21 protein-coding genes are annotated in these 24,193 nt (G+C 54.6%); 8 read left to right on the top strand and 13 right to left on the bottom strand.

Annotated features, from left to right (window positions below; genetic code table 11):
• Positions 1–149: 149 nt before the first annotated feature.
• The 6 genes from CAMM_RS06880 to CAMM_RS06855 form a co-directional block, all read right to left on the bottom strand.
• Complete coding sequence (locus tag CAMM_RS06880; RefSeq protein WP_003845868.1) at positions 150–1,106, bottom strand: glycine betaine ABC transporter substrate-binding protein; 957 nt, start codon at positions 1,104–1,106, stop codon at positions 150–152.
• Positions 1,103–1,855 carry an ABC transporter permease gene (locus CAMM_RS06875; protein ID WP_003845865.1) on the bottom strand — a complete coding sequence of 251 codons (753 nt, stop codon included), beginning with the start codon at positions 1,853–1,855 and terminating at the stop codon, positions 1,103–1,105. The genes CAMM_RS06880 and CAMM_RS06875 overlap by 4 nt, the downstream gene beginning before the upstream one ends.
• Positions 1,842–3,038, bottom strand: a complete 1,197-nt coding sequence (locus tag CAMM_RS06870) for an ABC transporter ATP-binding protein (protein ID WP_003845863.1) — start codon at positions 3,036–3,038, stop codon at positions 1,842–1,844. The genes CAMM_RS06875 and CAMM_RS06870 overlap by 14 nt, the downstream gene beginning before the upstream one ends.
• Before the next feature lie 3 nt (positions 3,039–3,041).
• Positions 3,042–3,677 (bottom strand): ABC transporter permease, encoded by a 636-nt coding sequence (locus CAMM_RS06865; protein WP_040354688.1) that lies wholly within the window; start codon positions 3,675–3,677, stop codon positions 3,042–3,044.
• Between the two features lie 312 nt (positions 3,678–3,989).
• The gene (locus CAMM_RS06860) at positions 3,990–4,844 is read right to left on the bottom strand and encodes a PrsW family intramembrane metalloprotease (protein WP_003845859.1); all 855 of its coding nucleotides are present in this window, start codon (positions 4,842–4,844) and stop codon (positions 3,990–3,992) included.
• Positions 4,845–5,417, bottom strand: a complete 573-nt coding sequence (locus tag CAMM_RS06855; RefSeq protein WP_040354583.1) for a hypothetical protein — start codon at positions 5,415–5,417, stop codon at positions 4,845–4,847.
• A gap of 919 nt (positions 5,418–6,336) precedes the next feature.
• On the opposite strand from CAMM_RS06855, the gene CAMM_RS06845 reads away from it, so the two are divergent.
• From CAMM_RS06845 to CAMM_RS06835, 3 genes are read left to right on the top strand one after another with little or no spacing between them, the layout of a single operon-like run.
• On the top strand, positions 6,337–7,647 hold the full coding sequence (locus tag CAMM_RS06845) for a HAMP domain-containing protein (protein WP_003845853.1): 1,311 nt from the start codon (positions 6,337–6,339) through the stop codon (positions 7,645–7,647).
• Positions 7,598–9,091, top strand: coding sequence for an SLC13 family permease (locus tag CAMM_RS06840; RefSeq protein ID WP_232051050.1), 1,494 nt, complete (start codon positions 7,598–7,600; stop codon positions 9,089–9,091). Before CAMM_RS06845 ends, CAMM_RS06840 begins: the two co-directional genes overlap by 50 nt.
• 39 nt (positions 9,092–9,130) lie before the next feature.
• Positions 9,131–10,351 (top strand): glycerate kinase family protein, encoded by a 1,221-nt coding sequence (locus CAMM_RS06835; protein ID WP_003845851.1) that lies wholly within the window; start codon positions 9,131–9,133, stop codon positions 10,349–10,351.
• A gap of 35 nt (positions 10,352–10,386) precedes the next feature.
• Here CAMM_RS06835 and CAMM_RS06830 read toward each other — a convergent pair whose 3' ends face one another.
• Together CAMM_RS06830 and CAMM_RS06825 are read right to left on the bottom strand one after the other, a co-directional pair.
• Positions 10,387–11,745, bottom strand: coding sequence for a PFL family protein (locus CAMM_RS06830; protein WP_003845850.1), 1,359 nt, complete (start codon positions 11,743–11,745; stop codon positions 10,387–10,389).
• 17 nt (positions 11,746–11,762) lie between these two features.
• The gene (locus CAMM_RS06825; protein WP_040354580.1) at positions 11,763–12,032 is read right to left on the bottom strand and encodes an ACT domain-containing protein; all 270 of its coding nucleotides are present in this window, start codon (positions 12,030–12,032) and stop codon (positions 11,763–11,765) included.
• Between the two features lie 184 nt (positions 12,033–12,216).
• Between CAMM_RS06825 and CAMM_RS06820 the strand changes: the two genes are divergently transcribed.
• Positions 12,217–12,894: an SDR family oxidoreductase gene (locus CAMM_RS06820; protein WP_040354579.1), complete on the top strand. Its 678-nt coding sequence runs from the start codon at positions 12,217–12,219 to the stop codon at positions 12,892–12,894.
• Positions 12,895–12,999: 105 nt separating this feature from the next.
• Here the strand turns inward: CAMM_RS06820 and CAMM_RS06815 are convergent, their stop codons facing one another.
• Entirely contained in the window at positions 13,000–13,587 is a 588-nt protein-coding gene (locus tag CAMM_RS06815) for a TetR/AcrR family transcriptional regulator (RefSeq protein ID WP_003845845.1), read from the bottom strand.
• Positions 13,588–13,756: 169 nt separating this feature from the next.
• A complete protein-coding gene (gene can / locus CAMM_RS06810; RefSeq protein WP_211206299.1) occupies positions 13,757–16,573 on the bottom strand; it encodes an aconitate hydratase in 2,817 nt (938 codons plus the stop codon).
• A 305-nt stretch (positions 16,574–16,878) separates the two neighbouring features.
• On the opposite strand from can, the gene CAMM_RS06805 reads away from it, so the two are divergent.
• The 3 genes from CAMM_RS06805 (at position 16,879) to CAMM_RS06790 (ending at position 21,051) form a co-directional block, all read left to right on the top strand.
• Entirely contained in the window at positions 16,879–17,343 is a 465-nt protein-coding gene (locus CAMM_RS06805) for an Rv1476 family membrane protein (RefSeq protein WP_003845842.1), read from the top strand.
• A gap of 713 nt (positions 17,344–18,056) precedes the next feature.
• Positions 18,057–19,877, top strand: coding sequence for a DIP1281 family NlpC/P60 protein (locus CAMM_RS06795; protein WP_040354572.1), 1,821 nt, complete (start codon positions 18,057–18,059; stop codon positions 19,875–19,877).
• A gap of 79 nt (positions 19,878–19,956) precedes the next feature.
• On the top strand, positions 19,957–21,051 hold the full coding sequence (locus CAMM_RS06790; RefSeq protein ID WP_003845839.1) for a ferrochelatase: 1,095 nt from the start codon (positions 19,957–19,959) through the stop codon (positions 21,049–21,051).
• Here CAMM_RS06790 and CAMM_RS06785 read toward each other — a convergent pair.
• On the bottom strand, positions 21,048–21,848 hold the full coding sequence (locus CAMM_RS06785; RefSeq protein WP_003845838.1) for a hypothetical protein: 801 nt from the start codon (positions 21,846–21,848) through the stop codon (positions 21,048–21,050). The two genes, CAMM_RS06790 and CAMM_RS06785, sit on opposite strands and share 4 nt — an antisense overlap.
• A 47-nt stretch (positions 21,849–21,895) precedes the next feature.
• Here CAMM_RS06785 and CAMM_RS06780 point away from each other — a divergent pair, with 47 nt between their 5' ends.
• Positions 21,896–22,747, top strand: coding sequence for a DUF3097 domain-containing protein (locus CAMM_RS06780; protein ID WP_003845837.1), 852 nt, complete (start codon positions 21,896–21,898; stop codon positions 22,745–22,747).
• A 3-nt stretch (positions 22,748–22,750) separates the two neighbouring features.
• Here CAMM_RS06780 and CAMM_RS06775 read toward each other — a convergent pair whose 3' ends face one another.
• Both CAMM_RS06775 and CAMM_RS06770 read right to left on the bottom strand, forming a co-directional pair.
• Positions 22,751–23,350 (bottom strand): hypothetical protein, encoded by a 600-nt coding sequence (locus CAMM_RS06775; protein WP_040354569.1) that lies wholly within the window; start codon positions 23,348–23,350, stop codon positions 22,751–22,753.
• Positions 23,351–23,355: 5 nt separating this feature from the next.
• Entirely contained in the window at positions 23,356–24,096 is a 741-nt protein-coding gene (locus CAMM_RS06770) for a TVP38/TMEM64 family protein (RefSeq protein WP_003845835.1), read from the bottom strand.
• Between the last annotated feature and the right edge of the window lie 97 nt (positions 24,097–24,193).

Here is a 24,193-nt window from a genome sequence, read left to right as displayed (position 1 = left end):
GTTGAGCAGGGTAAACAGAAACACCACAGGTCAACAAGTCTAAACTCTGAGTACATGGAAAGCGTGGAGCTGCCCTTGTCCAACATCGCAATAGGTTCAGCCCGTTCATTCGGGGCTGAACCTATTGATTCGCTTAGATAGTAGCGTGTTTAGTCTTCGAGGAGACCCTCCTCAACGAGGAAATCGTAGGCGACGTCCGCATAGTCTTGGCCATCAATATCGACGCGGGCGTTGAGTTCCTGCATCTTCTCGTTGGTCAAGAGATCTTGTAGGGGAGCGAAGAGCTCCTCAATCTCGGGATACTCTTCTATCACCTCAGAACGTACGGTCAACGCGGCGTTGTACTTGGGGAAGAAAGCTTCGGGATCTTCCAGAACTTTCAAGTTCAGGCCCGGGATACGGCCGTCGGTGGCGAATACGACGCCGAGGGTGCAGTCGCCGTTGGCTAAGGCGGCATAGACGGCGCCGACGTCCATTTCCATGATTTGGCTATTTGATGGTGCCGGCAAATCATAGGCTTCTAGCATGGGGAAAAGACCGTCATTACGCGCACGGAACTCAGCATCGGTACACACAGTGCGGTCTTCCGGCGGAATCTTTTCAATATCGTGCAGGGTCTCCAGCTCATACTCGGCGTTCGTATCCTGGTTCACCGCGAGTGCGTAGGTGTTATTCATTGGATACGGAGGCAACCACTCGATGCCGTTTTCTTCATCGGCTTCGCGGACGGCTTCGTACTGCTCTTGCTCATCCGGAATCGGGTCGGTATTGCCCATGTAGGTAATCCAGGCGGTGCCGGTGTATTCAAACATGACGTCCAAATCACCAGAGACCATCGCCTGCCGTGCAGATGTGGAGCCAGGAACGTTAGTTAAGTCCTTGGCATTGGCGCCAGCTGATTCCAAAAGGATTGCGGCAATTTTGCCCAAAAGAATCTGCTCGGTGAAGTTCTTGGAACCTACGCCAATGGCAGCACCTTCCAAATTAATATCGGCAATATCGCCTTTGAGTTCACCAGTGCGGATGAGACCTCCGGCTGTTCCTAAGCCACAGCTGGCGAGAAATAAGGTGCTCGCTGCAGTTAGTGTTGCGATTACTTTTTTCACTTCAGCATCCCCTTCGGCGTTAGTCCAATTTCAAGAACACGTCCGACCCACTCAATGGCCAAAGCCAAAGCGGCAATCAGGACGGCACCAGAAATCAGAATTGGGTTGCGGTACAGGTTAATGCCGGCGGTAATCAGCCCACCGAGGCCACCAGCATCGATAAAGGTAGCGAAGGCACCGGCACCGACCAGCAGCACTAGCGCGGTGCGCACGCCGTTCATGATTACCGGCAATGCCAAGGGCAGCTCTACTTTAAAAAGCACCTGCATGGGGGATAGCGATAGACCACGGGCGGCTTCCACCAGATCCTTATCCACGCCCCGCAGGCCTGCTACAACGTTGGCTAGTACTGGTAGGAAGGCGTAAAACCACAGCGCCGCGATGGCTACTGGGGCACCAAAACCCAACCAGATTGCTAGCAAGACGATGACACCAATAACCGGTGCTGCCTGACCAATATTGGCAATGGCGGTCACGATGGGGCTTAAGAAAGCAGTCGCCGGGCGGGTTAGAACAATGCCCAACGGGATAGCCGTTACCAAGACGATAACTGCGGAGATGACCACAATAACGAGGTGTTCCCACGTCAGGCTCAGCACGGAGGAAGGATCCAAGGTGCGTGCTTCAATATCATCGAGTGTGGCGGTTGCGCGCCAGATACCCCAGCCGACGACGGCGACGATCACCAAGATTGGGATGCCGATAACGAGGAGTCGGTTTTCGCCTTTAAGCGTTTTAAACTTGTCCACTGGAACCGACCTCCTCACTGTCCTCTTCATCACGCGCGGCGGCCTCGTTGAGACTACGGATGTAGTCGTTGACTGAGTCATAGCTCAATACGCCAATGTATTTGCCACGACGAGTAACCATCGCGCCGCCGTGGGAGGATGCCAGCATGGCAGACATCGCGTCGCTGACAGTGGAGCGAGCTTCGACTGTCGATGACAATTCAATATTTGGCTCTGGGATAGTGTCCAAGCGCTCTAGCTGGCGCAACTGCACCCACTCGCGTGGGCGATCCTGGTTGTCCAAGACCACCACGGATTTTTCCTTCGCCTCGCGAGCACGACGCACGACGTCGGCAGCGTTATCTCCAATGCGTGCCACCAGTGGTTCAGCGAGGGGAAATTCATCCACGCGGCGCAAATTCAGCTGCTTTAATGCGGAACCAGAACCGATAAAATCTTCCACGAAAGGCGAGGCAGGTGCAGCCAAGATTTGTTCCGGGGTGTCGTATTGCGCAATCTCGGCGCCTGGCTCCAAGATCAAAATGCGGTGGCCAAGCTTGATGGCCTCATCGATGTCGTGGGTGACTACGACGATGGTCTTGCCAAGCTCAGACTGGATATTGACCAGTTCGTCCTGCAGACGCGCACGAGTAATCGGGTCTACTGCACCGAAAGGCTCATCCATGAGCACGACTGGTGGGTCAGCTGCGAGACCACGCGCAACACCAACACGCTGCTGCTGACCACCAGAAAGCTCACGGGGGAAGCGATCCCGGTAGATGGAAGGGTCAAGACCTACCATTTCCAAAAGCTCATCCGTGCGCTTCGAGATTTTTGCCTTGGGCCATTTCAAAAGCGAGGGAACCAAAGCGATATTATCCGCTACGGAGATGTGGGGGAGAAGTCCGCCACCTTGAATGACGTACCCAATTTGGCGGCGCAATTCGGTGGGATTGCGTTTGATGGCATCGTCGCCGTTGATAAGAATTTGCCCGCTGGTGGGCTCCACCAAGCGGTTAATCATCTTCAAAGACGTGGTCTTGCCACAGCCTGAAGGTCCGACGAAGGCTACGAGCTCACCGGCGGGAATTTCGAGAGATAGATTATCGACAGCCGGGGTGTCTTGGCCGCGGTACCTCTTCGTAATATTTTTAAACTCAATGCTCGCGCCCGCAGTGTTATTTGCGTTGGAAGTTTCAGACATGTTTTAAAGCCCCTTTGAAGTAGTGAGTTTTTGCAGAAGTGCCAAAAGTGCATCTACGACAAGTGCGATAATGACGATGCCGATGGTGCCGACAAACGCATAATTCAAGGCATTCGCACCGCCAATTTGGCTCAGACCAGAGAAGATGTAAGAACCCAGTCCAGGTCCCAAGGCATAAGCAGCGATGGCTGCGACACCCATTGACATCTGCGTGGAGACACGAACACCGGTCATAATCACTGGCCATGCCAGCGGCAACCTGACTCGGAAAAGCACCGCGGCGGGGCTCATGCCCTGACCGCGCGCCGATTCAATGATGGCGGTATCAATGTTTTGCAGCCCCACGATCGCGTTGCGCAAAATCGGAAGTACCGCGTAAAACACCACGAGAACAACAGAAGGAATGGTGCCGATTCCAAATAGTGGAATGGCGAGGCCGAGCAGTGCCAAGGATGGCAGCGTCAGGCCAATGGAGGAAAGGGAGTTAGCGATCGCGGTCGCACGATGGTGCGAAGAGACCAAGACTGCGATGACCAATGCAATGACAAGCGCGAGTAACACCGACTGCAATACCAAGGAAGTATGTTGGTACGCCCGAAAGGTGATGTCTTGCCAGCGATCAATAATAAACTCGCCCAAAATATTCACCTGCCCATATACGGTAGAAAGCGATTGATTCGGTTCTGGTTTATCGAACCTTCAAAACGTTCACTTAATATTTTGAATGGATTGAATAAGATAACGTTACTAATTTCCCAGCGAAGTATCTACGGAATGAACGAAATTCCGCAATATGGGGGTAAGGGCGTATCCAGCATAAATATAGAAATCTTGGGGCTAATACCGACAAATCCACAGTGTATTACCAAGGTTTAGAGCCCGCCCGCGATTCCATAAAATCACGGGCGGGCAATTAGTACTGAGGTCTGGTGCTAACACCTGGTATCCGAACTAAACGGCGATCGGTGCAGACTCCGACTCCGGCTCAGTGCGTGTGGTTCGCGCGATCTTTCCCGAACGGCGATAAACGATGATGCCAAGAATTGTTGGCAACAAAAATGAAAGTATCGGGCCGAGCCAGAAGTATCCATCGGGGAGTGTGGTTCCGATATTGGACAAGGTGTGGAGCACGACGCTTAGCAGCCACATGCCGATGAGGCTGATGATCCGGGCGGGGAGGCCAAGGTGACGGGCGTAGAAGTAAAGCCCAATGCCGAAGCCAACTAGGCCGGAATACAAAGAGTGACCAAAAAGCCCGGTAATGAGTCGCAGTACGGCAAGGACGCCGCCACCTTCCAGGTCTGAATTTAGGTTGCGGAGAGCTGAATCGTTGATAAATAGTGCGCTCTCAATGCCAGCGAATCCAAACCCGACTACAGCGCCAACGATACCGACAGACACTGGGTGGTGCACGCGTATGAAACCAGCAACCAACAACGCGATAGCGATGCCCTTAATGGTTTCTTCAGGCATTGGCGAATACAGCACAGAATCCAAGATGGAATCCGGCTCAATGTCAAGCTTTTGGACCATCTCTGACATGGTGGAGTTGAGCTCAACTGCTGGCCCGAAGCACAGCATGCCGATTACGAAAGCACTAATGAGCCACCACCGTTGCTGCGGCCGTCCTGGATGGGTACGGAAAAAGAGTACGGCGATTCCCAAGAGAGCCAGGGGAAATACGATGCCCAGGAAAATAATAGCCGTACTGATCGCCATGTGACTGTTGACCGTGATGACGGTACTTACTAGCGCGCCTAGCGCAAGGACGGCTAAGACCACTCGGTTGTAGAGTTCAGTGCGCATTTACTCGTCACCGCCTTCTAAGAATTGAGCTTGAACGCGGTCGGCCATTGAGATGAAGTCACCTTGCCTAAAGTTGAGGAAGACCCACTTGTCCGTTTCATCCTCAGCGCTGGTGTCGCTTTCATCACTCTCTCCTCCGCTACTGTCGGCAGACTCAGGGTTACGGATTGCCAGAGTCGATGATTCGATGGTGTCGAGCCGAACCATGTCTTTCGAAAGTTGTTCCGGTTGCTCATCTGTAAGAGTCTTCGACATTTCTTCCCACCGCGCGATGCGCTGGGTGGCAAGACCGATGTCGTTGGGTTCAGGATCGATGCGTCCAGCGATCACGGTACCGTCGCAACGCCAGAGCGGATAGCGACTTCCGTCCGTTCCGTCCATGGGGCATTTCAATGCGTTGCCTCCCTCATCCTCAATCGTGAGGTTGCCTACTTCTACTGGCGCTCTGTCGGACTCACGGTCGGGTAGTGCAGCATTAATCACCACCGGAACAGCCAGCATAATGATGCCCACGATCGCCAGCGGGATCCCGTCAACCTTTCTCTCCATGGAAGGTGTTTCGTTTTGTGACATAACTAGTTCTTTCCCAATATGAAGGGCAGACCTCGGGGAAGTCTGCCCAGTGCATAACGTTTGCAAGCGGGCGCGAACTTAGTTGGGTAAGAAGTATTACCTATCCAAGCTCATGCTATTTCCTATTTGCCCGCCGGCAACGCTACTCCTGTGCGGGAATTAGCCCATCCTGAGCAGAAAAATTTCTGCTGAAATGATCTCAGGTCAGCGTTTAAATTTTCCATATCTGTGTTGAGCAGGAAAAAAGGGGTTGAAGCATAATGAACTAACCCCCGAAAAGTAGGTAGGTTGAGGGATCTGACGCTAGGGCGATGTCTATTAGCGTTCAACATATTGTTGGCGCGAGGATTGCTTTCGCGGCGGTAGTGCACTGAGGCGCGACAGTTCCAGCAGAACTTCTTCGATGCATTTCAGCTGGGACGAGATGGTGTTGACCCGAATCGCGAAGTTTGAGCATCACGGAGATTACTCCAAAGAAGTGGGTTCTCATGATGACGGTCATTCTCAAGGTCCCGGTGCAAACTCCGAGTATGCAGTGTATTCCGTATCAAAGGGAGGTTATGGAATGACAAATGCCATAGCGCCGGGTTGGAAAGCTACCGAACTGAGAGACAAATATCTTGACGGCATGCAAGACCCCACGGCAGTCCGGGCGGGTTGGTGCGCCATCAAATAGTGGAAATCTTGCAGTAATTCTAGCTGGTGATAACTCCCGATTTTAAACGGTGAGATGGTGGTTCTTGATGGCAAGCGCACCGCTAAACGCTCTGCGCCATAGCGTGTGACGTGCGGTTACGACAATCATAATTGAATATGAAGATTGTTTAATAAACGCCTCATGGCAGTTTCATCCTTCGTTTATACGGTAATCAGTATTCCAAATCGGAATCCTGATTTACTTACATGGAGGGAGGCTGCAATGCCTGATATGGCGCGTCATTCCTCGCGTTCACGGCTGTTGTTCTGGTTGTTGGGCTTGGTTGCTGTTTCGCTGTTGGCTATTGTGCTGACCACGCGCACGGTGCTGTTGAACGCTGTGCCAGAAAAAGCCAACGAAGATGTTGTCCAGGAGCTAGAAGAGTTTCGCTCCCTGGCACAAAACGGCGTGGATCCAGAGACATCACAACCTTTTGCTTCAAATACGCGGTTGTTAAAGGTGTTTTTATCCCGTCAGATTCCAACCCGCGATGAGGCATTGGTGGGACTCGTTGATGGCAGACTCGTTGGTCTACCAGGTCCTACTGGTCGAAGCTTGGCAGAGGGGGATCCGCTTATTCAACATGCCATCGAATCACCCATGCCGGCGGGACTTTATATACCCGATGATGGTGATCCGATTCATTGGGGGACCGTCACCGTTGATGGCGGTGAAGGTTCACAAGAGGTCAAGCTGATGGTTGCGCGGTTTACGGACTCCGACTACCGCGAGATCGCTGAACTTATGAGGGTTGTCATTTTGGTCGCTGCTGGTGTCCTGGTTTTGGCGGCGTTTCTAGCGTGGCTGATTACCGGACGGCTGCTCGCACCCATCCGGAAGGTCTCACACCAGGCGGCCGAAGACAGCCGCAGGGACGCAGCCACACGGCTGGGCTTTGATGGCACAGATGAGATCACAGAGCTGGCCAGGGCTTATAACGATGCCTGGGTACGCGAATATGAGGTTCGCGGCATAAACCAGTCGATCACAGACGCGGCGGCACGCGAGATTCGCGAGGGGATTAACCACCCGGAGAAACTACGCGCGACGTGTGAATCTTTGATGGCATTGTCGCGTCTTGCTCCGGGTACCCGCGGTATTGCTACTGAATCCGCTGACCTTGGGGTGATTGCGCGTGATTTTGATGCACAGGCTATCGAGGCATCCGGAACGGCACAGGTGAATCGCATCGCGATTGCAGATGCCTTTCGTGCCATCGCCGGAATGTTATCGCCGCATAGCAAACAGAAGCTTTACGCTGGTGCTCACGTCCATGGTGATACTTGCCGGTTGTGGATTACGGCAGTCGATTTTGTCGCCGATGATGAGCAGGCCGCGGCGATGATCGCCTGGCCGGTGCGCTCCACCTATGCAGCCGTGGTGCGCACTGTGGCGGATGCCCATGGCGGGCGCGCGCTCGTTACTGCCGATGCTGCAAGCGGCACCACGGTGGTCCTTGAACTTCCGGCGGGAGGTGATCAGCATGACTACAGCAGCAACAAATCAGATAGCACGGAATCAGACCGCAATTAGCAGTAGCCCACCCCCGCCGCGGCTTTTACCGAAGGTCGGCCGCCAGTTCGCCCGGCCACAGCTGGGCTCATGGAAGACGGTCGCCGGAATAGTTGTAGTCGCTGGTGTGTGGATACTGACGAGCACCTTAAGCCCCGAGGCACAGGCGACGCTGACGGTATTTACCGCCGCGATATGGCTGTGGGTATTTGGCACTTTGAATGATACTTTCGTTGCACTGGCCGCAGCTAGTGCTTTGGTATTGGCTAATGTGATGAGCTCAGAAGAGTTCTTCGCAGCGCTTGGCGATGACACCACGTGGCTCCTCATCGGCGCATTCATTCTTTCCGCCGCGGTAACACAGTCGGGTCTGGCATTGCGTGCAACCGCCTACCTAACACGCCGGGTTAGTACTCCCCATGGATTGGTGCACCTGCTGGCATTTGCTGTGACAGCCACCGCCTTTGCGGTGCCCGCCACCAGTGGGCGTGCAGCGCTTATCCTGCCGGTGCTCGTTGCGTTGCGTGGCGTGCTGCCGACACCGCAACAATGGCTGGTGAAAGTACTGGCGTTGGTGTTGCCAACCGTTGTGTTGTTCACTGCGGCAGCATCGCTCATTGGTGCCGGCGCACACCTGATTACGGTACAGATTCTAGGCACCAATGACTTGCCGGAAATCTCATTTACCCGCTGGATAGTGCTGGGCTTGCCTTATGCAATAGTCATGGCGCATGTCTCCGCGGAAGTGGTGTTGCGAATGTTTTCCACCGCAGCGCAGCGCGCCGAGAAAGTACGCCTCACCACAACCGACTTTGGTGACGGCGTTACCGGGCCACTGTCTTCTGGGCAGCAGCGAACGATTGCCATCCTTGGCGCGGCAGTGGCGCTGTGGTTTAGCGAATCCTTACACGGCATTGACCCAGCTTTGGTCGCAGTTTTGGCGGCGTTGCTGATTTGCTCGCCACAAATGGGCACCGTGGACTTCAAAGACACGATCCGCCAGGTTCCGTGGAACTTGCTGTTGTTTATGGCAGCAACCATCGCTATGAGCGGGGCACTGCTGTCGTCGGGCGCGGCAGATGTTCTAGCCACTGCAATCCTGGGGTCAGCACACCCGACCATGTTCGTAGCTTTGGTCATCATTGTTTCTTCCGCAGCACATCTCGTCATCCAGTCACGCTCGGCACGCTCAGCGGTTCTGATTCCACTGGTGGTGGCCACGGCACCCGCGATTGGCGCCAATCCCGTGGCGGTGGCGTTTATCTCCACGGTGGCAGCGGGCTTTTGTCACACCTTGCCTTCCTCGGCGAAGCCACTGGCGATCTTTTCTGGCCACGAGCCCGCGCCATTTTCTAACCGCGAACTCATGCGTGTGGCAGCGGTTCTCTTTCCCATCCATCTCATTGTCATGGCGTTATTCGCCTGGCTCATATGGCCGGCACTCGGCCTCAACCTCTACCTGTAAATCTCAGCCGAATCTCATTTCTTTCAAGGAGTAACTCTTATGTTGTACGCACCTGAACGTATCCTCGTCGCACCTTCTGGATTCAAAGAATCCCTGTCGGCGATTGAAGTCGCTGACGCGATTGCCGCCGGCATTCGCCGTGTACTACCAGGCTCACGCGTGGACACTTTCCCCGTCCCAGATGGCGGCGAGGGCACGGTGGAGATTCTCGCGCAGCGCCACGGTGCGGTGTCGCATACAGAAACTGTAACTGGACCAGTGGGCCAGAAAGTCCAAGCCACGTGGGTTGAGTTTCCGGAATCTGGCGTCGGTGTCATGGAAATGGCATCCTGCGCGGGTTTGACCTTGGTGCCCAGGGATATGCGTAACCCCGGTGCCACCACCACTTATGGTGTGGGTGAGCTGATCAACATCATGATTGCACATGGCTGCACAAAGATTGTCGTCGGCTGTGGTGATTCCGGCACATCCGATGGCGGCGCGGGCGCACTGGAAGCTCTCGGTGTCAATGCGCTGGATAAAAATGGTGAAAAGGTCAAACGTGGCGGCTCGAATCTGGTTCACGCCAAGAGTCTTGATACCTCCGAGATGAATCCACGGCTGCGCGATGTCTCTATCACCATGGCCTGCAACCGGCACAATGTTCTAACCGGCAAGCGCGGTGTTGCCCGTGTCTTCGGCCCACAGAAGGGCGCGAGCAAGGCACAGGTCAAAGAGTTAGCAGAAGGCTTGAGCGGCTGGGCAGATTTGCTTGCTGATACCTTCAAATCCGTAGCCGACCTTCACAAAGGCCCTGGCTCAGGTGCTTCTGGTGGACTCGGCGCAGGGTTGATGGCTTTAGGGGCCGTGGCCGGTGAACGTTTCAATGTTTTGCTGGAACAGCTTCCAGCGGAGCGCAACCTGGATGAGCTGATCTGCGTAGCAGACCTGGTGATAACTGCGGAAGGTGCGATTGATTTCCAAACCCCGCGCGGCAAGGTCCCGGCGGAAATTGCGCGCCGTTGCCAAAAGACTGGCGTGCCACTGATGGGGCTTGCTGGATCTTTGGGCGAAGGCGCACCAACCGTTCATGATGTTGGAATTGGCGCAGTGCAGTCAATCATGACTATCCCGATGGATCTAGAAGATGCAGTTCGCGATGGCCGCGACTTGCTGGTTGATGCCTCTGAGCGTGCAATGCGCCTGTTGCAATTGGGCTGCACCGTAGCGGGGAGACAAGAAAGCAAGTTGCGGACACGATATGGTGCGATGACGGCTTAGACGCACGTGCTCTTCATCCACGCCACGGCTGGTTCTTAATTCCTAAACCCGTGCACCGGTGCTGGGATGAATCCACCGCGAGAGATGAATTCGGAGTTGCCGACTGTATTGACTGGAATAATCGGCGCGTAGCCGAGTAGCCCGCCAAAGTTGACCTCATCACCCACGGTCTTGCCCGGAACCGGGATGACGCGGACAGCGGTCGTCTTGTGGTTCATCACACCGATGGCTGCTTCATCAGCAATCATGCCGGCGATGGTAGAAGCCGAGGTATCACCGGGTAGCGCCACCATGTCAAAGCCGACGGAACAAATGGCCGTCATGGCTTCTAACTTGTCCAGGGTGATGGAGCCGGAGCGAACGGCATCGATCATGCCCTTATCTTCGGAGACAGGGATAAAGGAACCAGATAGGCCACCAACGCGGGAGCATGCCATCATGCCGCCCTTCTTGACGGCATCGTTAAGCAATGCCAAAGCAGCGGTGGTGCCGTGGGTACCGACTTGATCCAAGCCCATGTGCTCCAAGATGTGTGCAACGGAGTCACCCAACTCGGCGGTCGGAGCCAAAGACAAGTCCACGATGCCGAAGGGAACTCCCAAGCGCTCAGCGGCCATGTTGCCCACCAATTGACCAGCGCGGGTGATCTTAAAGGCTGCCTTCTTAATCTCTTCTGCAACCTGATCCAACGTTGCACCGGTGAGGTTGCCCAACGCGCGGTCTACAACGCCGGGGCCAGAGACACCGACGGAGACGACGCAGTCTGGCTCTTCAATGCCGTGGAAAGCACCTGCCATAAATGGGTTATCGCCCACGGAGTTGGCAAAGACAACCAACTTGGCGCACGCAATGGCGGAGTTATCCTTGGTCAGTTCCGCGGATTCTTTAATAACCTCGCCCATCTTGGCCGCGGCATTCATGTTGATACCAGCGCGGGACGAGGCAATATTGACCGAAGAACAGACCACATCGGTTGTTGCCAATGCTTCCGGAATGGAGCTAATAAGCTTCTTTTCCGCTGTCGTCGCGCCCTTTTCTACCAGCGCGGAATAGCCGCCGACGAAGTTGACACCAACCTTTTTCGCAGCCTTATCCAAAGCCTTCGCGGCATCGACTGGATCCCCGTCAACTCCGGCAACCACCAAGGAGATGGGGGTCACGGAGATGCGCTTATTAACAATCGGAATGCCCAGCTCAGCTTCGATGCCCTCGCATACCTCCACCAGGTGCTCAGCCTGGGTGGTGACGCGGTCGTAGATTGCTTGGCAGGTCTCTTCCATGGTGGTGCGCGTGCAACCCAGCAGGGAAATGCCCATGGTCACCGTACGAATATCGAGACGGTACTTCTCAATCATCTCGATGGTGTCGAGGATGCCGTGTGTTTCAAATGCCATTGTTTATGCGGCTCCCTTTAAATTTCGTTCATCGCAGTAAACAGATCTTCCGATTGAATGCGGATGACCTGCTGCGTCTTTTCCTCAACCGGCTTCATATGATCCTGAATCTTTTGGATGGAAACCTCGGAATCGAGAATCTCCACGCGCAAGATCATGGTGAAATATCCCGACATCAAGGTCTGGGAGACATCGACGATGTTGACATTGAGCTCGGCGAGGGCGGTGGTTACTTGGGCAATAATTCCAGTGCGGTCGGCACCGGTAACAGTCATGATGGCAATCATAAATAACATCCTAGCTAGGGATGATTCACAGGCGTTAACAGGCTCGGCAGCTGCGCTTATAAGGTGGGTGAACTTACTTTGCTCAGCATTTGTGTGACGTTCGCCGCTGAGTTTCCTACCGCCACTTTGCGAGCCATTTTAGAAACAGTGGGAATAGATCCTAAACGCGGTTATGGTGGGGGATATGACTGATAGCAAGAAAGTTTTGTACATCGGTGGTCACGGCAAGATTGGCCTGTTGACCACTCCGAAGCTCATTGAAAAGGGACATGAGGTGCACTCTCTTGTCCGCAACCCCGACTACAAGCCAGAGCTAGAAAAGCTCGGGGCAACCCCAGTTATTGCAGACATTACCGAGCAAAGCCCAGAAGATTGGGCAAAGCTTGTCGATGGCTCTGATGTCGTCGTCTGGGGTGCCGGCAATGGTGGTCGCGGCGGCGCGGATCTAACTTTTGCAGTTGACCGTGACGGTGCCGTTGCTTTGGTCGACGGTATGGAATCTTTGGGTGATAGAGCACCACGTCTCGTTATGATTTCTTACATGGGCGCGACTGAAAACGAAGTAGAAGATGATGGCGGCTCCTGGTATTCCTATGTGGAATCCAAGAAACAAGCCGACAACCACATCAATGCATCCAAGCTCAGCAGCGTTATCTTGGGCCCCGGAGTATTGACGGATGATTCTGCTACTGGCATTACCGTTTCCGACCCCGGTAGCACCCGCGATAGTGACGTGGAAACCCCACGCGACTTGGTTGCTGATGTCATCGCCGAGATCGTTAACGAGGATAAGGTGCCACCACATGCGCCACTAGAGTTCTACACCGGTGACAAGCCAGTATCGAGCATCTGGGAGTCCTAAAGTCTGAAGCTAGATAATTCTGGCTGAATCAAATTATGAAAAGGCCGGGCGCGTCCTGTTTATGGATGCGCCCGGCCTTGTGCTGTGTTAAGGACTCTGACTGGATTAAATGTCCGTGTTTATCTCAGATGACGTAGCAGTCCGAATGGAGTGCTCGACGATATCCAACACGGCCTCTAAGTCATCAGTATCGCCTTGGACAAGCCGAGAGATGAAACCGTCCATGAAGGTCTGTAGATAGACCATCAGCGTTCCAACGGAGATATCACCGCGCACGCGGCCTTGCTCGGCTTTAGAGCGGAGGCGATCGCGCATCGCCTCATCCAGGATGGACTGCTGGTCTTTCCAGCGCGTGCGAAACGATGGGTCGGTGCGCACAAGGGATGCGACTTCGAGGCGCGTGGCCAACCAATCATGGCGTTCTGGGTGGCGCAGCATCTCGCGCATCACCTCAACCAGACCATTGTTGGCAACGACTTCAGCCTGGCGCAGGGTGTCTTCTTTAGCCAGCGCTAGAAACAAGGATTCTTTATCACCGAAGTGGTGGAAGATTGCGCCGCGGGATTTCCCCGTGGCCTCCTCGAGCAGGCGAACAGTTGCGCCTTCATAGCCATGCTCCGCAAAACACTTGCGTGCACCCACCAAGATGTCATGACGACGACGGTGGAGCTCTTCATCGCTAATGATTGGCATAAGCTTCGCCTGCTCCTTTGAAGTTAATGGGAAATAGAGAAAAAGATGGAAAATCTAAAGGGAAAAAGGAAGCGGGGCCACGAACTGTAATCGTGGCCCCGCTTTAGCCTTCAGCCATCGCTAAGCGTGAATGCTCAACGATGTGTGACTGCATTAGTCAGCGTCTAGCTTAGGACTTGACCATCTGACGCAGAACGTACTGCAGAATACCGCCGTGGCGGAAGTAGTCAGCCTCACCTGGGGTATCGATACGAACGGTTGCGTCAAACTCAACCTTGTCGCCCGAATCCTTGGTTGCGGTGACCTTAACGGTCTTTGGAACATCGCCGTTGTTCATGTCCTCAAGGCCCTCGATGTCGAAGGTCTCGTGGCCGTCGAGGCCCAAAGACTCGTGGGACTCGCCCTCAGGGAACTGCAGTGGAACAACGCCCATACCGATGAGGTTGGAGCGGTGAATACGCTCGAAGGACTCAACGATAACTGCCTTAACACCAAGCAGGTTGGTGCCCTTAGCAGCCCAGTCACGGGACGAACCGGAGCCGTACTCCTTACCACCGAGGACTACCAGCGGGATGCCAGCTTCCTGGTAGTTAACAGACGCATCGTAGATGAACGCCTGTGGTGCATCATCCTGGGTGAAGTCAAGGGTGTAGCCACCGGTGACATCGACGAGCTGGTTAGCCAAACGGATGTTAGCAAAGGTACCGCGAACCATGACCTCGTGGTTACCACGACGGGAACCCAAGGAGTTGTAGTCCACGCGCTCAACGCCGTGCTCATCCAAGTACTTAGCAGCTGGGGTGCCTGGCTTAATGGCGGAAGCAGGGGAGATGTGGTCAGTGGTGACCGAGTCGCCCAACTTGACCAGAACGCGAGCGCCCTTGATGTCTTCAACTGGCTCAGGCTCTTCGCCCATGTTGTCGAAGTATGGTGCCTTGCGGATGTAGGTGGAATCTTCATCCCACTTGAAGGTCTCGCCTTCTGGAACATCCAAGTTGCGCCATGCATCGTCGCCCTTGAAGACGTCAGCGTAGTCAGCTTCGTACATTTCGCGAGAGATAGCTTCCTGGATGGTTGCTTCAATCTCTTCGGTGGATGGCCAGATGTCCTTCAAGAAGACATCGTTGCCGTCCTTGTCCTGACCCAGAGCATCGTTTTCGAAGTCGAAGTCCATGGTGCCCGCGATAGCGTAAGCGATAACCATGATTGGCGAAGCCAAGTAGTTCATCTTCACGTCAGGGGAGATGCGGCCTTCGAAGTTACGGTTACCGGACAGAACTGCGGTTGCTGCCAAGTCGTTTTCGTTGATGGCGTCAGAGATCTCATCTGGCAGTGGGCCGGTGTTACCAATACAGGTGGTGCAACCGAAGCCAGAGAGATAGAAGCCCATTGCCTCAAGGTCCTTCCACAGGTCTGCGCGACGGAAGTAACCGTCAACAACCTGGGAACCAGGAGCACAAATGGTCTTTACCCATGGCTTGGACTCAAGACCGAGCTCTGCTGCCTTACGAGCAATCAGACCAGCACCAATCATGACCGATGGGTTAGAGGTGTTGGTACAGGAGGTGATGGATGCAATTGCAACCATGCCGTGGTCCAGCGTGTATTCGCCGCCATTTGGAGACTCAACGATAACTGGGTTGGACTGACGTCCATTGGCGCCCTGCGCAGCGGACTCGCCCTTACCTGCGCGGGAGTAGTTGAGACCGCCGGAGATATCGTCGCCGTTTTCAACAAGACCAGACTCGGAGGTCATGCGCTTTGCCTCGTGAGAGGTCTCATCCACCATGACTTCGTCGGTGGTGTAGTTGCCCAAGTCCTTACGGAACTGCTCCTTGGCCTCAGACTGCAAGATGCGGTCCTGTGGACGCTTAGGACCAGCAATGGAAGGAACAACGGTGTTGAGGTCAAGCTCGAGGTACTCGGAGTACTTAGCCTCTTCAGCGTCCTGCTCCAGCCACATGGTCTGAGCCTTGGCGTAAGCCTCAACGCGATCGATCTGCTCCTGTGGGCGACCGGTCAGCTCGAGGTACTTAATGGTTTCCTCGTCAATTGGGAACATTGCCGCGGTAGAACCGAACTCAGGGGACATGTTGCCGATGGTTGCGCGGTTAGCCAGTGGGATGGACTTAACGCCATTGCCGTAGAACTCTACGAACTTCTGGACTACGCCGTGCTCACGCAGCATCTGGGTAATGGTCAAGACCACGTCGGTTGCGGTAACGCCAGCTGGAATATCGCCGGTGAGCTTGAAGCCAACAACCTTTGGAATCAGCATGGAAACTGGCTGACCGAGCATTGCAGCCTCAGCCTCGATGCCGCCAACGCCCCAGCCCAGAATGCCCAGGCCGTTTTCCATGGTGGTGTGGGAGTCGGTACCAATACAGGTATCTGGGTAAGCCAAGCCGTCGTTGTCGAAGACTACGCGAGCGAGGTACTCAATGTTTACCTGGTGAACAATACCGGTTCCTGGAGGAACAACCTTGAAGTTGGAGAAGTTCTCTGCGCCCCAACGCAGGAACTGGTAGCGCTCTTCGTTGCGCTGGTACTCAATTTCAACGTTCTTCTCAAGCGCTTCGGTCGAGCCGAATGCTTCAGTAATAACGGAGTGGTCAATAACCATCTCAGCTGGGTTCAGCGGGTTGACCTGGTCTGGGGTACCACCCAGAGCAGAAACAGCCTCGCGCATGGTTGCCAAGTCGACGACACATGGAACACCAGTGAAGTCCTGCATCAGAACACGAGCTGGGGTGAACTGAATTTCAGTCTCCGGCTCAGCTTCTGGATCCCAGTTTGCAAGAGCGTTGATGTGCTCTTCGGTTACGTTCTTGCCATCTTCCGTACGAAGCAGGTTTTCTGCCAATACCTTGAGAGAGTATGGAAGCTTCTCGAGGCCCTTTACGGCAGTAATATCGTAGTAAGTGTATTCCTTGCCCTTGACATCAAGAGTCTTCTTGCTGTCAAAGGAGTTCAAGCTTTCAGTCACAGGGAGCTCCATTCCTTGTTGTTTTGAACTAAACATTCGGTTTTCCTCACCACTCGCTGCCTTCAAACCGCTTGAGTCATGGGGTTCTAAGCCAAACGTCAATGAGGCTAACCAAATGGTTCAGCCACCCATCATAGTGAGGTATCGAGTCGAACGCCCCTCATTGTAACAGAACGCTCGTACTGTTTCCAGACTTTAGCATTCCTCGGCGCGTCGACGCAGCTCCGCAGGCCCCACTTGGATATAACCAGAGGGGTAGCTAGAAATATCAACACACGGACTACACGACAAAAGGGGTAGGTTCCATGGTCCCGGAGGGAATTGACGTAGCCGACCTCTCTGCGCAGCTAAGTGAAGATGGGGTCGCTTTTTCCAACCCCGAACTCGCGCACGACGCAGATGTCCAGGCCCCGATCGAGGCCGCACTCCAAGACTCCCACGGCATCGCCGTGGTTGATGTCTACCCACAGCGCTTAGCCGATGCTCGCGACATTGCTCAAGAACTTCAGGACGCAACCGGGCTGGACACCGTTATCGTGCAGACCGTTCGTAACGTTTCGGCAGTCAGTGATACCTACCCACGTGCAACTCTCGAATCGGTGCAGGGCGATATTCCGCAAGGGATGAATCAAGTAGCACTCCTTGACCAATTCTATACCGGGGTAGATCCCTTTGGTCTTCCATGGCCACTTATCGTCGCCGCAATCTGCATCCTGATTGCCGGCTGCGGCATTCTTGCGTTTAAAACAGCTACCGGAAGTAAAGTCTAAGTACTTTACATATTCGGCATTTCGCTGCTACTGCAGTGTCTTTATAGTTTTGAGCTCGTCACGTCCTGGCGCCGACAACTTTGCGAACCCCTCGTTTCGCCTGCCAATAGCATGGATAAATCGTGAAAATTGCCTCCAAACCCCGTAGTTTTCCAAAATGTGACCAAGATTACAATTGTCACGAAATGATTACAGAAGTGCTGGTTATGTACTTCTGTTAAGTCATGTTGCCTTGCTTGACGGATGTGTTTCTTGTGAAAGTAGGTGCGAAGGGTTGGGTGTGTGTCGTATGGTTCAAACATCGACTCACGAGTTGATTCTAGTGATAAAAAGTCACGGTTTGAGACTTGAATATTGACAGTGATGCATGAAGACAGCACGGGCATGTGGGGAAGCACGCCAAGAGCTGAAGCATTATTGGTCGGGTATTTGGTTTCTTCTGGGGCACATAATCAGTAGCAATTGATTCGCGGAGACGATCTTTTCTATTCGCTTTTTACTGAGCACCCACTGCCAGTTGTTGGGAGTAAGGGTCTTTATTGAGGCGCGAAGAGCGCGTGTGCAGATAAGCGTGTGTTCGGAGCGGCTGAGATAAGGGCTCTCGGGCATTTCTATGCTTGAACTCCTTCAGCTTCGTTAGACCCTGGTGACCTCGTCGAGGTGGCTAGGGCGGCGAAGCTTTGGCTTCCGGCAGTGGTGTGAGGAGTTAATTCGTGGCCACCACTTCGTCAAAACGCACGCATCGTATGCGCGCAGCTATAGCTGCTGTCGCGTGTACGCTCAGCGTTTCATTGATTTCCACAACGACCCCCGCCATCGCCCAAGAAGACACATCCGCAATGGCAAAGATCCAGGATGTTTTGGACGGCAACGTTTCGGTCTCTTCGCTGGCTGGCGCCATTGCTGACATCCAAGAAGAAATTGCCCGGTTGGAAGGTGAGCTCGGGGAATTCCGCGAGCGCGCCAACCAAGCGTTGGTAGATCTCCAGGATGCCCGAAACCTTTCCGAACAAGCACGGCGCGGAACTGTCACCGCGCGCAGTGAGCTGGACGATGCCCAGGTCGAGGTTGAAGGAGCTCAAGAAAAACTAGATGAGATCTCCCGGTCGGCCTACCGCCGTGCCAACACCTCCGAGTCTGTCACAAGTGCTGCGGGCGGAGATGCTCGTGAGGACATGTTGACCCGCCAGAGCTACCTGCGGTCCCAAGCGGAAAAGCAACAGGGTACCGTTACCGAGCTTGAGCGCGTGCGTACCGAGAAGTCCAATAAAGAATCGCAACTGCGCAAGGCTGAGCAATTGGCCGTAGAGCGTGAAGCCAATGCTGAATCAGCTGAGGATGAGGCTCGCGCCGCGTTGGAAGAAAACCAACAACGCGTCAGCGAAATCTCCAGCGAGCATGATCAAATGCTCGCTCTACAAAAAGAAGCTCAGGCAGCGCTCTCTAGTGCTCGCGGCGAAGAACCTTCCTCGTCTGAGACTCCCGGCACCTCCGGCACATCTGGCTCGGAAGACGTTAACCCGTCAGAGTCTGCGGCTTCTCAATCTCCATCTGCGGAGGCTAAAACCACGCAGGAAACAACGGAAGAATCAGAAGCAGCCACTGAAACATCGACAAGCAGCGATGCCGCGGCTTCTGAACCTTCTGAGACAGAGACCTCCGAGACGAGCTCCCAGGAGCCGACGTCATCGTCTGCCGTGCAGAATTACTCCGCCAACGCAGCTGCTGCTGGGGAAGTAGAGCCACAGGCTCAAGCCCCAGAAACCAGCAGCGACCAGTCCAGCTCGGTGCCTTCTCCGTCCGGTAACCAGGGAAGCAGCATCGACGGCGAGCAGGCCGCGCAGCTAGCAGGTCTTGCAGTAGGTGCCGCAGCAGCAATCGTCGCGGCTTCCCAGCCAGCCCACTCCCTGGAAGCTAATGGTGCTGCGAGCTCCGCTGCGCCAGATCAGGCTACTACTGATGCCGTGGCGGCCGGTAGTAGTGCTCTTTTCCCTCAGCAGGGACCTGCTCCCCAAGATGACCTTTCCTCAGAGCTCGGTGGCGTGCTGGAAGAACTTCCAACCTCCAGCACGGTAGAAGACGCAGCGTCCGCTGAGCTTGGCGATGCCTCACGCAGCGAGAAGATCGAAGCCGTTATTGCCCGAGCAGAGTCACAGATTGGCGTTCCTTATGCTTGGGGTGGCGGCGATGCCAATGGCCCCACCAAGGGCATTCGTGATGGCGGCGTGGCTGACTCCTTCGGTGATTACAACAAGGTTGGCTTCGACTGCTCGGGCCTGATGATCTACGCCTTTGCCGGCGTGGGCTTGAGCCTGCCGCACTTTACCGGCTATCAGTACAACCAAGGCGAGCGCATTAGTCCGCAAGAGATGGAACGCGGCGACCTCATCTTCTATGGCCCTAATGGCAACCACCACGTCGCCATTTACCTCGGCGATGGAATGATGCTCGAAGCTCCACAGTCGGGCCAGACCGTTACCAAGAGCCCAGTGCGTTGGTCCGGAATGTCCGAGTACGCAGTTCGCTTGATCTAATTAGATACAGCAAAGCTGTGTCCGACCCAACCTCACGGTGGTTCTAAAACTCCAACTTTAGTTGGTATGATTTACGGCTATGACCGAATCATCCCCAAACCCCCGTGATTATGATGCCCTCCTCGTTCTTTCTTTCGGTGGCCCGGAAAAGAATGAGGAGGTCGTTCCATTCCTTGAGAACGTCACCCGTGGACGTGGCATCCCGCGCGAACGACTCGTTGAAGTAGGAGAGCACTATTTCCACTTCAACGGCAAAAGCCCCCTCAATGAACTAAACCTCGAGATCATCGACCATGTCGAAAAAGAGCTGAAGTCTCGTGGCATCGACATGCCCGTCTACTTCGGCAACCGCAACTGGCACCCGCTGGCAAAAGATACCGCTGAGCAAATGGTCGAGGACGGAATTCGTTCCGCTTTAGTATTTGCGACCTCCGCTTGGGGCGGATACTCCGCGTGCCGTCAATACAACGAGGACATTGTGCATGTTGAGCAGCACCTCGAAGAAAAAGGTCTGCCTGGCATCGACATGCTCAAGTTGCGCCACTTTTTCTCCCATCCAGCGTTCATCGAAGAAAACGCCAAAGCTTTGACTGAGGCTATCGCTGCTGTCGATGCCGATAAGCGCGATAATATGCGCATCTTGTTTACCGCTCACTCTGTACCTACCGCACACGATGAAGTTGGCGGCGGCAAAGATAATCCACACCTTTACTCCCGTCAGGTGGCAGAAGCCTCCCGACTCGTTGCCGAGGCCGCAGGGATCGAGGAATACGACGTTGTGTGGCAATCTCGCTCCGGAGACCCACGCACTCCGTGGCTCGAGCCCGATATTGTTGACCACACCGAAGCAATTCACGCTGAAGACGGTGTGAAAGCAGTCGTTGTGTGCCCCATTGGTTTTATTTCTGACCACATGGAAGTTATTTGGGACCTTGATACCGAACTTGTTGAGGCAGCGACAGAACTAGGCGTCCAGGTATCTCGCGCTTATACCGTTGGGCCAGAAGATTCCTTTGCCGCTATGATTGTCGACCTCGTGGAAGAACACACAGCTGGTCGCACCCCGGAAATTCTGGGTGATGTCACGGTTCAAGGCAATACGAAAAACGGTAACCCCTGCGCTGCTGGATGCTGTGACATCTGGTCACTGAAGAAAGCGAAGTCTTCCGTCTAAGCTCCTCGTGCGAAGTCCATCAGCGCATAGTCGACGCCGGCTATGCGCGCGGCGCGCACATGACGCCACAGGCGAAAAAGCTGTGGATCCAAACTGTGATCATCGACGCGATCCGTAACTGTTTCAATAATGGCAGCGACGCGATCTGCACGCGCAAAGAGTTTTGCCGAGCGGCCCGGAGTGCTCAATGGCAGCCCCGGCGTGTCATAGAAATCAGCTAAGGTCCCCACCGTTAAACGCGGATTGGGGACTTTATCCGATTTATAACCCATCGCTTCAATCAAGGCTGCGGACTCGTCAGTGGCTTGAGACAATAAGGCATCTGCGTCACCTGGGCTCAACCACGCTGGGGACGGCAGCCTTTGTGTTTCCTCAAAGATTGTCCAATCCGTTCCGCGCTCTGTTTGCTCAGGAACCAAAATCAAATGGCGTTCTTCACCGGTACCGGAAGTATCGGCGCGTACAACTAACGCTCCTTGACCGTTTCGGGTGGCCGCAATGGTCGCTGGAGAATTAACAAGCAGCGCTGGCGGATCACCGGGGCCAGAAAGAATCAAACGCAAGGTAGGACCATCGGCGGGATCTGCGCCGGCTGTAGATTCCCGGATGAGAGATAAAGCGTCGATAAATGGCCGCGTAGTCGAAACATCGTCAGGCGTAGAGACTAGACGTTGAGTGCCGCCAAGTTGGCTCAAAGCGGCCAAGGCGTCATCGGCGGGCTCATGGCCATAGAGCCAAGCTCCCATCCAAATTGCCGTATTTTGAAGCGGTGACCACACCTGTTCGCGCATGTCCATGGCGAGCCAGTCTAGTTGACCTTGGCCGAGACGATAAAATAGCCAGCATGAGTTTTTCTTCCCGCGATCCATATGCAGGCGATATCCTCGGCGGCCATGCCCGAAACAAACCCGTTGTCTACCCAGTCATTCCGGCGAAACCTGGGATTGTGGTGGAGGTATTCGGCGATGATTTTGTTGGCGCGGTCAAGGGAGTAGATAAAACCGTCTATGGCGATGTCATCCGCTTGGAAGACCGATATGGCACCGAGCGCGTCTTTAATCTGATCAAAGGCGGCTTTTTGTATGAAGGCAACCGGGTGTCGTTGGAGCGCTATGTCGCACCGAAGCAAACTCAGCGAAAGTCCAATTCTGGCTCACGACGGGTAGAAAACGTCGAAGCAAAGGTAGCTGCACCTTCCCGCATTTGGGTAGAAGGTATTCATGATGCTGCCATCGTCGAACGCGTCTGGGGCCATGACTTAAGGGTTGAGGGCGTAGTCGTCGAGTATCTCGAAGGCTTAGACAATCTGGAAGACCGGCTGAGGGAATTTCAGCCAGGACCCGGCCGCCGCGTTGGTGTCCTTGCTGACCACCTAGTTAAAGGATCCAAAGAAACTCGCATGACTGAAACGGTGGGGGAACACGTCTTGGTTACCGGCCACCCCTTCATCGATATCTGGGCCGCGGTTAAGCCGCAAGCGGTAGGTATTAAAGCCTGGCCCGAAGTTCCGTATGGCGAAGATTGGAAGACCGGGGTGTGCCAGCGCTTGGGCTGGTCTGACCCGAAAGAAGGCTGGCGTCGGGTGTATAACTCCGTTAACAGCTTCCGCGACCTTGACTCAACCTTGATCGGGGCAGTGGAGCGCTTGGTGGACTTCGTTACCACCCCGGAACTATCTAAATACGATTTGCTGTAAAAGCTAGATATCCGAATCTGGGTTGGCGGCAGCGATGAGGTTAACCGCAAGCTGCCAACCAGCTCCCTCGGCCGCCCAGCCAGCTGCCTGCAGCCTCTGCGACATCGCTTGCTTGGAGATGCCCAATTCCTCCGCAGCCTCGTTTTGGTTAAGCCCAGAGCGCACCAAGGACGTTGCTTCACGTCCTTCCGAAGTGCGCTTGCCTAAGACAAAGCTCAACAAAGAAAATGCCGCGACAATATTAGCGGAGTCCTTCTTCGCTTTGTCTTTCGCAGCTTTTACACCGACCCCACTAGAAACGGTCGGCTCAATGCTCGCATAGACCTGCCCAGGGCGCGCAGATGCTTTCAATCCGCTCGTTGCAGTGTTTTTGGCATCGTTGCCGGAAACGCCGATGGAGATGGCCCAAGAGCCATCGGCAAGCAATGCCATGGCAACCTCACACACCGCGGTGGCTGTGTCGACCTCAGCGCAGATATCCTCCACACCAAGAAATTCAAACTCGCCCACTCCATCCAAAGTGGATAGAGCTGCGGCGGAGCGTTCAACTAATTCTGCGCGCCGTGTAGCGCGGCCTCGGTAACGTGCATGGACAGCCAACATGCTTTCTAGTCTACGGTGTTGCCTTGACTACTTGGTGCAACGGGCAGCCGCGAGTCGAGGATTAATCCACCAATTCCCAACACTGCGCAACCGATCATTGCGACAAGGATGCCGAAGTTCATCTCTCCGGTTAATAAGTCGCCAAAGAATACGCCAATAACAGTGGTGGGGATGGAGCCGACTAAGGTTGCGATTGCGAACTGTCCAACGGGAATGGCCGTCAAGGCAGCGGCGTAATTAAGTATTGAAAAGGGGACTCCTGCCACCAAGCGTAAAGAAGCGATAGCCAACCATCCACGACGCTCTAAGTGTGCGTTAATGCCCGCGACCGCGGGGTGTTTAAGCCGTGGGCGCATCCAATCTCCTAAAAGACCACGCACAACTAAAAGCGCAATAATGGCGGATACGGTCAACGCTGTCAACGCGATGGCCAGTCCCAGCCCTGGGCCAAAGAGAACGCCTGCCGCAACCGTCCAGAAGGTCCGGGGGAGAGGAAATAGCGTAAGGACTACATAGCCAATCCAAAACACCACGATGAACCATGCGCCGGCGCCGTGTGCCCAAGCGCGCAATTGCTCAATGTCCGGCAAGTCCATGAAGAAGATGACGACCAGGATTGTGATAATTGCGGCAACGACCGCGATCCGCCGCGCCCAGCTCCATTGGCCAATGGATGCCACGGCGTCTTTGCAGAGGCCAATGAGAAACTCTGCGAAGCTTTGAAGCCAAGAAGCAAGGGAAGACACGAGCAGTCATAGTACCCGCGCGCATTGCGGCAACTCCAGCCGGCATTCATCTCAAGATGGACTCTGCAATGCAGAGGAAAATCCGAGAGCTCGTGGG

It is taken from the genome of Corynebacterium ammoniagenes DSM 20306, assembly GCF_001941425.1.
Lineage (GTDB): Bacteria > Actinomycetota > Actinomycetes > Mycobacteriales > Mycobacteriaceae > Corynebacterium > Corynebacterium ammoniagenes.
The sequence above is the reverse complement of the archived record's forward strand: the minus strand, read 5'-3'. Positions and strand labels throughout refer to the sequence as shown.

Coding starts and splice junctions, on each gene's coding strand:
- CAMM_RS06870 (WP_003845863.1), bottom strand. CDS start 3,038: ATGTCTGAAACTTCCAACGCAAATAACACTGCGGGCGCGAGCATTGAG.
- CAMM_RS06815 (WP_003845845.1), bottom strand. CDS start 13,587: ATGCCAATCATTAGCGATGAAGAGCTCCACCGTCGTCGTCATGACATC.
- CAMM_RS06840 (WP_232051050.1), top strand. CDS start 7,598: ATGACTACAGCAGCAACAAATCAGATAGCACGGAATCAGACCGCAATT.
- CAMM_RS06855 (WP_040354583.1), bottom strand. CDS start 5,417: ATGTCACAAAACGAAACACCTTCCATGGAGAGAAAGGTTGACGGGATC.
- CAMM_RS06790 (WP_003845839.1), top strand. CDS start 19,957: ATGACCGAATCATCCCCAAACCCCCGTGATTATGATGCCCTCCTCGTT.
- CAMM_RS06845 (WP_003845853.1), top strand. CDS start 6,337: ATGCCTGATATGGCGCGTCATTCCTCGCGTTCACGGCTGTTGTTCTGG.
- CAMM_RS06825 (WP_040354580.1), bottom strand. CDS start 12,032: ATGATTGCCATCATGACTGTTACCGGTGCCGACCGCACTGGAATTATT.
- CAMM_RS06830 (WP_003845850.1), bottom strand. CDS start 11,745: ATGGCATTTGAAACACACGGCATCCTCGACACCATCGAGATGATTGAG.
- CAMM_RS06835 (WP_003845851.1), top strand. CDS start 9,131: ATGTTGTACGCACCTGAACGTATCCTCGTCGCACCTTCTGGATTCAAA.
- CAMM_RS06775 (WP_040354569.1), bottom strand. CDS start 23,350: ATGTTGGCTGTCCATGCACGTTACCGAGGCCGCGCTACACGGCGCGCA.
- CAMM_RS06820 (WP_040354579.1), top strand. CDS start 12,217: ATGACTGATAGCAAGAAAGTTTTGTACATCGGTGGTCACGGCAAGATT.
- CAMM_RS06860 (WP_003845859.1), bottom strand. CDS start 4,844: ATGCGCACTGAACTCTACAACCGAGTGGTCTTAGCCGTCCTTGCGCTA.
- CAMM_RS06805 (WP_003845842.1), top strand. CDS start 16,879: ATGGTCCCGGAGGGAATTGACGTAGCCGACCTCTCTGCGCAGCTAAGT.
- CAMM_RS06785 (WP_003845838.1), bottom strand. CDS start 21,848: ATGGACATGCGCGAACAGGTGTGGTCACCGCTTCAAAATACGGCAATT.
- CAMM_RS06780 (WP_003845837.1), top strand. CDS start 21,896: ATGAGTTTTTCTTCCCGCGATCCATATGCAGGCGATATCCTCGGCGGC.